The sequence below is a fragment of the Agrobacterium sp. GW821-FHT14E08 genome (assembly GCF_058803865.1).
Window position 1 is genome coordinate 741,321 of record NZ_JBXAPJ010000003.1, and the last position, 11,240, is coordinate 752,560.

Genomic DNA, 11,240 nt, shown 5'->3' on the forward strand with positions numbered 1-11,240 from the left:
CCGTGCTTAACCCGTGGGCTAAAGCGCTGGTCCCGTGGTGTTCCATGGCGATTCGTAAAGCTCGTAGAGTGCCACTGCTGCTGCCCCCTGCGCCCACAGCTCGTCGCTCGCAATGTCGAAAACCAGCTCGGCGACGCCGGCCAGTGAAGGCGGCACGGCGGCGTTGTAGCTGTCACGAATACTGGCGATGAAGGGTTCGCCGAGCTCGAGGCTGGAGCCGGTGATGATGACTCGTGGCGGTGCAAACAGCGTGACGATATTGGCAAGCGTCAGGCCCAGCGCCGCGCCGGCGCGCAGGGCTGCGGCAATGAGATCGTGATCTTCAGCCGCAATCAGCGCATGGGCGTGCTGCATGCCGCGACCAAGCCGGATCGCCTCGGCAAAGCGTCCGTCCACCGGGCGCGAGCCTAAAATGGCGTTTTCACCCGCCTGGCTCGCCAGCCGCACCGTGCCATCATTGGCAAGGCCGATGACGAGGTCGCCGAGATTGTGGCTGAGGCCGCCGGCACCGCGAAACAGCTGGTTCTGGTGCAGAACGCCAAGCCCGAGCGTCTGTTCGAGCGAAATCAGCACCATGTCCTCCAGATCGCGGGCATGGCCGAACCAGTGGTGGGCGAGCGTGATGGCGTGGGCGTCGCTTTCGATGATGGTCGGCGAATTCAGCCGCGCCGTCATTTCCTCGGCGAAATTGACGTTCACTTCCCGCAATATGGGGCTGCTGCGGATTTTCCCGGTGCGATGTTCGATGACGCCGGGCAGGCCGAGGCAGACCATGTCCACATCTTCCAGCGACAGCCCGGCATCGACGACACAGCGCCGCACACCGTCCTCCACCAGGTCGGCGATGACGCCGATGGGCTGGCGGTCAACACGGATCGGCAGGGCAAGCGTTGAAAGCACGTTGCCGCAGAAATCGGTGACGACAAAGACCATGCGGCTTGCGGCGATCTTGGCGCCCACCACGCGGGCTGCATCCGGGTTCAGCTCCAGCATCACACGCGGCCTGCCACGGGCGCCTTCGGTGCGGATATCGCCGATATGACGGGTAAGAATCAGCCCGTCATCGAGCAGCGAGGCGGTGATCGCCGAAACGGTGGTGGTGGAGAGTTGTGTTCTTTCGCTGATTTCCACACGCGAGATCGGCCCGTGACGGCGGATGCTATCCAGCACGCTCAGCCTGTTGATCGCGCGCATCAGTTCTGGGTCTGCGGTCTTCATGGGGGTCCTGCTGCGATCGATGCCTGTTCGTGAAGCCGATTTATATCGGGTTGCGGATTAAATAACGGTGTAGGGGAGGGGTGTGTCAAGCTGTTTGGGCAAAAAATCGGCATAGCGCCTTGACATTGGGCGAGGCCTAATGTGAATTAATCCGCATTGGGGAATAAATGAGGAAATCCCCGAGGGAGGATCATCATCATGACGATTTGGCACGCAGGCGCAAGCCTGAGCGGCAGGCTGACAGGCTTTGCCGCAACGACAAGCATTGCTCTCATGCTCGGCGCCGCAGGCGCCTCGGCCGCAACGGTCGTTAAATGGATGCATGTGGAACTGGACCCGAAAGCCGTGGCCGTCTGGGAGGAGATTGCCAAGGATTTCGAGACCAAGCACCCTGATGTGGATGTGCAGCTGCAATTTCTGGAAAACGAGGCCTTCAAGGCGAAATTGCCGACCCTCCTACAATCCAACGACGTGCCGGATTTCTTCTATAGCTGGGGTGGCGGCGTTCTCGAAGAACAGTCCAAAACCGGTGCGCTGAAGGATCTGACCGAGGTTTTCGACGCCGATGGCGGCAAGCTCCGGCAGGCCTATAACTCTTCCGCAATCGACGGCCTGTCTTTTGATGGCAAGGTCTGGGCCGTACCCTACAAGGTCAGCCTCGTCAGCTTCTTTTATAACAAGGAGCTGTTTGCCAAGGCTGGCGTGAAGGCGGAAGACATCAAGAGCTGGGATGATCTCGGCGCCACGGTCAAGAAGATCAAGGAAGCCGGCATCGTGCCGATCGCCGGTGGCGGCGGTGAAAAATGGCCGATCCATTTCTACTGGAGCTATCTCGTCATGCGCAATGGCGGGCAGGCCGTGTTCGATGCCGCCCGCAAGGGCGAGGGCGAAGGTTTCATGGATCCGGCCATCATCAAGGCGGGTGAACAGCTGGCCGAATTCGGCAAGCTGGAACCCTTCCAGCCCGGTTATCTCGGCTCCACCTGGCCACAGGCACTTGGCGTCTTCGGTGACGGCAAGGCGGCGATGATCCTCGGTTTCGACAATACCGAGGCCAATCAGCGCAAGAATGCCGGTGACGGCAAGGGGCTGGCCGCCGACAATATCGGCCGCTTCGCCTTTCCCGTTGTCGAAGGCGGCGCGGGCAAGGCCACCGATACGCTGGGCGGCCTGAATGGCTGGGCAGTCACGAAAAACGCTTCCAAGGAAGCGATCGATTTCGCGACATTCCTGACCAGCAAGGAAAGTGAAGAGAAGATGGCGGCAGCCGGCATGATCCTGCCGGTTGCGACGGGTGCGGATGGTGCGGTCAAGAACCCGCTGCTGGCGGATTCGGCCAAGCAGCTTGCCGGTTCCACCTGGCACCAGAACTTCTTCGACCAGACGCTGGGCGCAGCCGTCGGCCGCGTCGTCAACGACGTCTCCGTCGAGATCGTCTCCGGCCAGATGAGCGCGGAAGAGGGTGCCAAGCAGATTCAGGATGCTTTCGAGCTTCGCTGATTGTGTTCCATGACGGCGCCGCGCAGGACGCGGCGCCGCAATATCTGCCTCCATGAAAGCGGATAGAGATGACGGATATTTCCATGACTTCTGCGTCGATACCGGCGCGCGGCGCGGCGAAGACAAAGCGCAAGCAAAGTTCGGTCGCGCATGACCGGGCGCTGACCCTTCTGGTCTTCCTGCCGCCCGCCCTGCTGCTCTTTACCCTGTTCGTCATCCTGCCCATGGGCGAGGCGGCATGGTACAGCCTTTATCGCTGGAACGGCTATGGCACGCCGACCGATTTTGTGGGTCTGCGGAATTTTCAGGTCCTGTTCGGCAATGCCGCCTTCTCGCAGGCCCTGCTCAATAATGGCCTCATCATCCTGATTTCCGTATTGATCCAGATCCCGCTGGCGATCTGGCTTGCGATGATGCTGGCGCACCGCATTCCCGGCGTCGTTGCCTTCCGGCTGGTTTTCTTCCTGCCCTATGTGCTGGCGGATGTTGCAGCCGGTCTGATCTGGCGTTTCGTTTATGACGGCGATTATGGCCTCTTCGCCGCCATCTCCAATTTCTTCGGCTTTGCCAACCCTTACGTGCTGGCCGACAAGGATGTGGCGATCTATGCCGTGCTCGGCGTCATCGTCTGGAAATATTTCGGCTTTCATATGATGCTGTTCATTGCGGGACTTCAATCCGTCGACAAGAATGTGCTGGAAGCCGCCGAAATCGATGGCGCTTCCGGCTGGCAGAAGTTCCGTTATGTCACGCTGCCGATGCTGGGCTCCACGGTGCGCCTTTCCGTCTTCTTTGCGGTCATCGGCTCATTGCAGCTGTTCGACATGATCATGCCGCTCACCGGCGGCGGGCCGTCCAACTCCACGCAGACCATGGTTACCTTCCTCTACACCTACGGCGTCATGCGCATGCAGGTGGGGCTTGGCAGCGCGGTCGGCGTCGTTCTTTTCATCATCTGCGTGACGCTCGCCTTCGGTTACAAAAGGATTTTCATGCGCCATGACTGATACATCCACCTCCGTCCGCATGCCGCTGCAAACCAAGCTCTACCTTTACATATCGCTGAGCCTGATCGCGGCCATCGTGCTCATCCCGTTGCTTACCACCGCGCTTGGCGGCTTCAAGTCGCTGGGAGACCTGCGCGTCAACCCGTTCGGCATTCCTGCCGAATGGCAATGGGCCAATTACGGCGATATCCTCTTCGGCAAACGTTACTGGCTGCAGATATTCAATTCGCTGGTAATTGCGCTGTTGACGGTGTTCCTGACGCTCACCGTCTCGGCCATGGCCGCCTTCACCTTCGCGCATGTGAAGTTCTTCGGCTCGTCCTTCCTGCTCAATTATTTCCTGCTGGGGCTGATGTTCCCGGCGGCCACCGCCATCCTGCCGCTGTTCATCCGCATCCGCGATCTCGGCCTGCTAGACACCTACTGGGGTGTGGTACTGCCGCAGGTTGCCTTCGGGCTTGGCATGAGCATTCTCCTGTTCCGCAATTATTTCCGCAATCTGCCGGAGGAGTTGTTTCAGGCCGCCTTCGTGGATGGCTGCGGTTATCTGCGCTTCTTCTGGCACATTTCCATGCCGCTTTCGCGGCCGATTGTGGCGACCGTCGGCATCGTGTCCTTCGTCGGCAGCTGGAACAGCTACATCCTGCCGCTGATCATGCTGAATTCGGAATCGAAATATCCCTGGCCGCTCGGCATCATGGTATATCGCGGTGAATTCGGCACGGAATGGCAGCTCGTCCTCGCCTTCATCACGCTGACGATCCTGCCGACCGTCATCGTCTTCTTCCTCGCACAGAAACACATCATCGCGGGCCTGACGGCCGGTGCCGTCAAATCGTGACTTGAAAGGAGCAAAACATGGCTTCCGTCGAACTTAGGGATATCCGCAAGTCCTATGCCGCGCTCGATGTCATTCACGGCATCTCGCTTGATATTACGGATGGCGAATTCATCGCGCTGGTCGGCCCTTCGGGCTGCGGCAAGTCCACGCTTTTGCGCATGATCGCCGGGCTGGAGGAAATCACTGGCGGGGATATCCTCATCGGCGACAGGGTGGTCAACGGCATGACGCCGCGCGAGCGCAACATCGCTATGGTGTTCCAGTCCTATGCGCTTTATCCGCATATGACGGTGGCCGAAAATATGGGCTTCAATCTGAAGCTCGCCGGCCAGCCAAAGAACGTCATCGAGGAGCGCGTGGCGGAAGCCGCCCGCATGCTCGATCTCGGCAAGCTTCTGGATCGCAAGCCCTCGCAGCTCTCCGGCGGCCAGCGCCAGCGCGTCGCCATGGGCCGCGCCGTGGTGCGCAATCCGGCCGTTTTCCTGTTCGATGAGCCGCTCTCCAATCTGGATGCCAAGCTGCGCGTGCAGATGCGCAGCGAAATCAAGACTTTGCACCAGAAAGTTGGCACGACGTCCATCTATGTCACCCATGACCAGATCGAGGCGATGACGCTGGCGGACAGGGTCGTGGTGCTCAATCACGGCCGCATCGAGCAGCAGGGCACGCCGCTCGAACTTTACAAGACACCGGCCAATCTCTTCGTCGCCGCCTTCATCGGCTCGCCGGCCATGAACCTCATCGAAGGCGTTGTCGATGGCGAGGGGGATCAGCCTGCCGCCCGGCTGAAGGACGGAACCGCGATCCGTATTGCCGCGACACGCAGGGTCAAGCGCGGCCAGCCGGTGACGATCGGGCTTCGCCCCGAACATATCGGTTCGACCATCGGCGGCGATATATCGCTGTCTGGCCGCACCGTGCTGGTGGAACCGACGGGAGCGCAGACCCATGTTGTCTTCGAACTGGCGGGCGATCAGGTGACGGCGGTGGTGGATGGCGAGCAGCCGGTCAAGGTCAACACGCCCTTTGCCGCGACCGTGCATCATGAGCGCGTGCATGTGTTCGACAGGGCGAGCGGGCTGGCGCTTTAGCCGGTTTTCGCTTTTTTAGTGAAATAGCGAAATTCTCTCGCCCCTCCGCTTTTGGGGCTTGTTTGAAAATTACGACCGGTTAGCTTGGCGCTGGGAGCCAAAGCGGTTTTACCGCTTAACTGTATCGATACAGGGAGGAGTTTTTATGAGAACGATCAAGGGACCGGGTATTTTTCTCGGCCAGTTTGCCGGTGATGTCGCCCCTTTCAACAGCTGGGACAGCATTACCAAATGGGCGGCGGAAAAGGGCTATGCCGGTGTGCAGGTGCCGACATGGGCAGGGCAGCTGATCGATCTCAGAAAAGCGGCGGAATCGAAGGATTATTGCGACGAGTTTGCCGGGGTCGCGCGCCAGAACGGTGTCGAGGTGACCGAGCTTTCCACCCATTTGCAGGGCCAGCTTGTTGCCGTTCACCCGGCCTATGACGAGGCTTTCGACGGTTTTGCAGCACCTGAAGTGCGCGGCAATCCGAAAGCCCGCCAGGAATGGGCGGTGGAGCAGGTGAAGCTGGCGCTGAAAGCGTCGAAAAATCTCGGCATCAAGGCACATGCGACCTTTTCGGGCGCGCTCGCCTGGCCGTTCATTTACCCCTGGCCGCAACGCCCGGCCGGTCTGGTGGAAACCGCCTTCGATGAGCTGGCGAAGCGCTGGACGCCGATCCTCGATTATGCCGATGAGCAGGGTGTGGATGTCTGCTACGAAATCCACCCGGGTGAAGACCTGCATGATGGCGTGACGTTTGAGATGTTCCTGGAGCGGGTGAAGAACCACAAGCGCGCCAACATGCTCTACGATCCCTCGCATTACATTCTGCAATGCCTCGATTATCTCGACAATATCGATATTTACAAAGACCGTATCAAGATGTTCCACGTCAAGGATGCGGAGTTCAATCCGACCGGGCGGCAAGGCGTTTATGGCGGTTATCAGGGCTGGGTGGAGCGGGCTGGCCGCTTCCGCTCGCTGGGTGATGGGCAGGTTGATTTCGGTGCCGTCTTCTCGAAAATGGCCGCCAATGATTTCGATGGCTGGGCCGTGGTCGAGTGGGAATGCGCGCTGAAACATCCTGAAGACGGCGCCCGTGAAGGCGCGGAATTCGTCAAGGCGCATATCATCCGCGTCACGGAAAAAGCCTTTGACGATTTCGCATCCGGTGGCACCGACGATGCGGCCAACCGCCGTATGCTCGGGCTTTAAAAGCATTTCAGGGGAGATATTATGGCTATTGAAGGAAAGACAACCGACAAGGCGAACAAGCGGATTCGCCTTGGCATGGTGGGCGGTGGTTCGGGCGCATTTATCGGTGGCGTTCACCGCATGGCCGCGCGGCTCGACAATCGCTTCGATCTCGTGGCGGGTGCCCTGTCCTCGACGCCGGAAAAATCCATTGCCTCCGGCCGCGAACTCGGGCTCGATCCTGAGCGTTGCTACGGGTCCTTCGAGGAAATGGCCGAAAAAGAGGCCCTTCGCGAAGACGGTATCGAGGCGGTGGCGATCGTCACCCCCAACCATGTGCATTATCCGGCCGCCAAGGCGTTTCTGGAACGCGGCATCCATGTCATCTGCGACAAGCCGCTGACCTCCAATCTGGAAGATGCCAAAAAGCTGAAGCAGGTTGCTGACAAGGCCGATGCCCTGTTTGTCCTCACGCATAATTATACCGGCTATCCGATGGTGCGGCATGCGCGGGAACTGGTGGAGGCCGGTGAACTTGGCAGTATCCGTCTGGTGCAGATGGAATATCCGCAGGACTGGCTGACGGAAGCGGTGGAACAGACCGGCGCGAAACAGGCCGTCTGGCGCACCGATCCGGCCCAGTCGGGCGTCGGCGGTTCCACCGGCGATATCGGCACCCATGCCTATAATCTCGGCTGCTTCATTTCCGGTCTGGAAGCCGATGAGCTGGCGGCGGATGTGCACACTTTTGTCGAAGGCCGACGGCTGGATGACAATGCCCATGTGATGCTGCGCTTCAAGCCGAAGGATGGCAAGCAGGCGGCCAAGGGGCTTTTGTGGTGCAGTCAGGTGGCCGTTGGCCACGAGAACGGGCTGAAAATCCGCATTTACGGCGACAAGGCTGGCATCGAATGGACGCAGGCCGATCCGAACTATCTGTGGTTCACGAAGCTCGGCGAGCCGAAGCAGCTCATCACCCGTGGCGGCGCAGGCGCTGGGGCCGCGGCGGCACGCGTCACCCGCATCCCGTCCGGCCATCCGGAAGGTTATCTCGAGGCCTTCGCGACCATATATACGGAAGCGGCCCATGCCATCGAGGCCCGCCGCACAGGTTCTGCGCTGGACAAGGCCGTTACCTATCCAACCATCGATGACGGCGTCAAAGGTGTTGCCTTTGTTACGGCGTGTATCGAATCCGGCAAGAAGAACGGTGGCTGGGTGAAATTGTGAAATGGGATCGCGTATGATCGCCATGCCCGGTCCGGATTGAAAATGCGCTGCGAGCCTCTCGGGGCTCCGGCGCTGAGCAGTGGCTTATCAATCAAAGGACCCGCACCGGTGCGGGTCCTTTTCTTCAACCAGCATCTTATATTTGCGAGGCTTCGACCTGCGGCACCACGCCACGGCGGGATGCCATGAGCGATGCGCCGAGGAGTGCCGCTATGGCCACGAAGACGAAGACCATGGTTGCGCCCTGAAGGTCGATCAGCAGGCCGCCCAGAACCGCTCCGCTGGAGATGGCGATCTGGAAGGTGGTGAGCAGCAGGGCGCCGGCGCTTTCGGCCTCGTCTGAAGCAACCCTCGTGATGAAGCTCTGCACACTGACCGGAAGTGCGCCGAAAGCGAAGCCCCAGGAGGCGATGGCGAGACCGGCGACAAGGGGCGATGCGCCGGCAATCACCAGAACAGAGGCGGATGCGGCGATCAGGGTGGCGGCGAACGTCACCGCCCATGCCGTGTTTTTCTCGGCGAGGAAACCGCCGAAGAGATTACCGAAGAAGCCACCGATACCGTAAACCAGCAGGACCAGCGAGATCGCTTCGACGCCAAGGTGCGGCACATCTTCGAGGAACGGGCGGACATAGGTGAAGCCGGCAAAGTGACCTGCGACGATGAACAGCGTCGTCAGAAGGCCGATCCTGACCTGCGGGCGCTGTAGCAACCGGAACATGGTGGCAAGACCGGGCGCACCGGCTGGCGGCAGGGACGGAACGGTGAGCAATTGCACGAGAAGTGCAATGACGCCAAGCACGCCGGCAACGACGAAGGCCGCACGCCAGCCAAGCGTTGCCCCTATCCACGCGCCCACCGGTGCGGCGCAGACGGTGGCAACCGAAACACCTGTCAGAATGATGGCCATGGCGCGTGGCATCTTATCCAGCGGAACAAGCCTCAGCGCCAGCGCCGCCGACATGGCCCAGAAACCGCCAAGGCCGATGCCGAGCAGAACGCGTGATGCAAACAGCATGAAAAGACCGTTGGCAAAGGCGGCAAGCGTGCTTGAAATGATCAGCAGTGTGGTAAGTCCAAGCAGGGTCCAGCGGCGGTCGATGCTGCGTGTGCCGATGACGACGCCGGGACCAGCCACCGCTGCAACCAGCGCGGTGACGGTGATGGATTGGCCGGCAATGCCGGAACTGATGGAAAGATCGGCCGATAGCGGCGTCAGAAGGCTGACCGGCAGAAATTCCGCCGTCACCAGCCCGAAGACGCCGAGTGAAAGGGAAACCACGGCGGCCCATTTCGCATCCGGCTCTGTCTTGCGCGGCGTATATTCAAGTTCGTTGATTGTCCGGCTATTCATGAAAATCTCCTGACGCGCATTGCGGGAATACGCTCTGAAACGGAATGGCGAAACGACGAGGCCGGGGGAGGCCGGTCCATCGCCTGCAAATCGATGGTCGTAGGCTATGCGTGACAGGCCGGCGTTTCCATGCTAGAAAATCCTTATTCCTTAACCAAACGTCCGAATTTGTGAGATGTCATGAACGATGCCCTGACGGAAATGCTGCGAGGTCTCAGGCTTGACGGCGTTGAATATGGCCGCTGCCGCATGGCTACGCCCTGGGCGACGGCCTTTCCCCAACAGGAGGCGGCGCGGTTTCATTTCATTGGCGTGGGACAGGCCAAATTGCAGAAACCTTCCGGGGAGTGGCTGACGCTGACATGTGGCGATGCGGTGCTTCTGCCCCGCGGCCACGCCCATGTGCTGGGCAGCGGCGAGGGTGTGACGCCCGCCCTGTTCGATCGCTTCGGCAAAAAGGAAGTGTGCCAGGGCATTTTCGACATGCAATGCGCCAGCGCCGGCGGCGACACGGTGGCGTTCACGGCCTCGATGCGTTTCAACATGGATAATCTGCATCCGCTGTTGCAGCTGATGCCGGATGTGATGCTGACCAGCGATCTCGCCAAAAGCGATCCGGCCATTCCGCATCTCCTGGAAGCCATGGCGCGTGAGGTGGAACTGAACCGTGTTGGGGCCGGGGGCATTCTGGCACGGCTTGCCGATGTCCTGACGGCGACCCTGATCCGCACATGGGTGGAACATGGCTGCGGCGACTCCAGCGGCTGGCTTGCCGCCGTGCGCAATCCCGAACTTGGGCGGGTGCTGGCCGCCATCCACCTCACCCCCGAAAAGGACTGGAGCGTGGAAGAGCTTGCCTCCTTGATGGGCGCATCCCGGTCCAGTTTTGCGGAACGCTTCACCCGCGTGGTGGGGGAGAGCCCGGCGCGTTATGTGGTGCGCATTCGCATGCATCAGGCGCGGCTATGGCTGCGCGAAGGCATGCGTGTGACGCTGGCGGCGGAAAAACTCGGCTACGATTCCGAAGCCTCGTTCAGCCGCGCTTTCAAACGCGTGATCGGCGCACCACCCAGCCAGTTCCGCAGGAAGGACACGGCAGGGCTGGAGGATGCGGCTTAAAAGCTTCAAACAAGCCGGATAAGATATTGCGTGAGACGCCGTCCGGGGAGCAACCACCATGAGCATTGCCGACGACGCCCGTTTCTGGAACCGGACAGCGCGGAAATATGCCGGGGGCAGGATTGCGGATGAAGCGGGATATGAGCGCACGCTGGAGCGAACCCGCGGCCTGCTGAGGCCGGAAGACAGTATATTGGAACTGGGCTGCGGCACCGGGACAACGGCAATCCGGCTGGCAGGCGGTGTCAAAGACTATCTTGCGACGGATATTTCCAGGGACATGATTGCGATTGCGCAGGAAAGAAAACACGCCGCCGGCTCTCTCACCAACCTCGTTTTCAGCATTGCGACCGTGGAAACGCTTGTGCCTCACCCCGCGCAGTTTAACGCGGTTCTGGGTTTCAATTATCTTCATCTAGTCCGTGACCTGCCCGGTGCATTACAGCACATACATTCCCTGCTTGCCCCGCAGGGGCTGTTCATCACCAAGACACCCTGCGTCGGGGATATGAATCCGTTTATCCGCCTTGTGTTGCCGGCCATGCGCGCAATCGGCAAGGCCCCCTATGCCGGCATCTTCACCGCCACCGAGTTGAGCCGGCATATAACAGCCGGAGGCTTCGACATTCTGGCCACGGAATTCCACGCGACAAAGGGCAATGACAAGCGGCCTTATATCGTGGCGCGTAAAAGATAATCTGAA

10 protein-coding genes are annotated in these 11,240 nt (G+C 60.2%); 8 read left to right on the plus strand and 2 right to left on the minus strand.

All coding sequences use genetic code 11. The features are described from left to right. Nucleotides 1-18: 18 nt before the first annotated feature. A complete protein-coding gene (locus AC1ROR_RS16065) occupies nt 19-1,218 on the minus strand; it encodes an ROK family transcriptional regulator (RefSeq protein ID WP_196379089.1) in 1,200 nt (399 codons plus the stop codon). A gap of 198 nt (nt 1,219-1,416) precedes the next feature. Here AC1ROR_RS16065 and AC1ROR_RS16070 point away from each other — a divergent pair, with 198 nt between their 5' ends. The 6 genes from AC1ROR_RS16070 (at nt 1,417) to AC1ROR_RS16095 (ending at nt 8,064) form a co-directional block, all read left to right on the plus strand. Further along, nucleotides 1,417-2,718 (plus strand): ABC transporter substrate-binding protein, encoded by a 1,302-nt coding sequence (locus tag AC1ROR_RS16070; RefSeq protein ID WP_498590006.1) that lies wholly within the window; start codon nt 1,417-1,419, stop codon nt 2,716-2,718. Nucleotides 2,719-2,786: 68 nt separating this feature from the next. Continuing rightward, nucleotides 2,787-3,725 carry a carbohydrate ABC transporter permease gene (locus AC1ROR_RS16075; RefSeq protein WP_020809466.1) on the plus strand — a complete coding sequence of 313 codons (939 nt, stop codon included), beginning with the start codon at nt 2,787-2,789 and terminating at the stop codon, nt 3,723-3,725. Next, entirely contained in the window at nt 3,718-4,566 is an 849-nt protein-coding gene (locus AC1ROR_RS16080; RefSeq protein WP_498590007.1) for a carbohydrate ABC transporter permease, read from the plus strand. Before AC1ROR_RS16075 ends, AC1ROR_RS16080 begins: the two co-directional genes overlap by 8 nt. Before the next feature lie 17 nt (nt 4,567-4,583). Further along, nucleotides 4,584-5,657: an ABC transporter ATP-binding protein gene (locus AC1ROR_RS16085; RefSeq protein ID WP_498590008.1), complete on the plus strand. Its 1,074-nt coding sequence runs from the start codon at nt 4,584-4,586 to the stop codon at nt 5,655-5,657. A gap of 145 nt (nt 5,658-5,802) precedes the next feature. Beyond that, nucleotides 5,803-6,855 carry a sugar phosphate isomerase/epimerase family protein gene (locus tag AC1ROR_RS16090; RefSeq protein ID WP_498590009.1) on the plus strand — a complete coding sequence of 351 codons (1,053 nt, stop codon included), beginning with the start codon at nt 5,803-5,805 and terminating at the stop codon, nt 6,853-6,855. Nucleotides 6,856-6,876: 21 nt separating this feature from the next. Continuing rightward, nucleotides 6,877-8,064, plus strand: a complete 1,188-nt coding sequence (locus AC1ROR_RS16095; protein WP_498590010.1) for a Gfo/Idh/MocA family protein — start codon at nt 6,877-6,879, stop codon at nt 8,062-8,064. 136 nt (nt 8,065-8,200) lie between these two features. Here AC1ROR_RS16095 and AC1ROR_RS16100 read toward each other — a convergent pair whose 3' ends face one another. After that, the gene (locus tag AC1ROR_RS16100) at nt 8,201-9,418 is read right to left on the minus strand and encodes an MFS transporter (RefSeq protein ID WP_216332637.1); all 1,218 of its coding nucleotides are present in this window, start codon (nt 9,416-9,418) and stop codon (nt 8,201-8,203) included. Nucleotides 9,419-9,598: 180 nt separating this feature from the next. Between AC1ROR_RS16100 and AC1ROR_RS16105 the strand changes: the two genes are divergently transcribed. Together AC1ROR_RS16105 and AC1ROR_RS16110 are read left to right on the plus strand one after the other, a co-directional pair. Then, nucleotides 9,599-10,537 carry an AraC family transcriptional regulator gene (locus AC1ROR_RS16105; RefSeq protein ID WP_498590011.1) on the plus strand — a complete coding sequence of 313 codons (939 nt, stop codon included), beginning with the start codon at nt 9,599-9,601 and terminating at the stop codon, nt 10,535-10,537. A gap of 58 nt (nt 10,538-10,595) precedes the next feature. Then, on the plus strand, nt 10,596-11,234 hold the full coding sequence (locus AC1ROR_RS16110) for a class I SAM-dependent methyltransferase (protein WP_498590012.1): 639 nt from the start codon (nt 10,596-10,598) through the stop codon (nt 11,232-11,234). Nucleotides 11,235-11,240 lie beyond the last annotated feature (6 nt).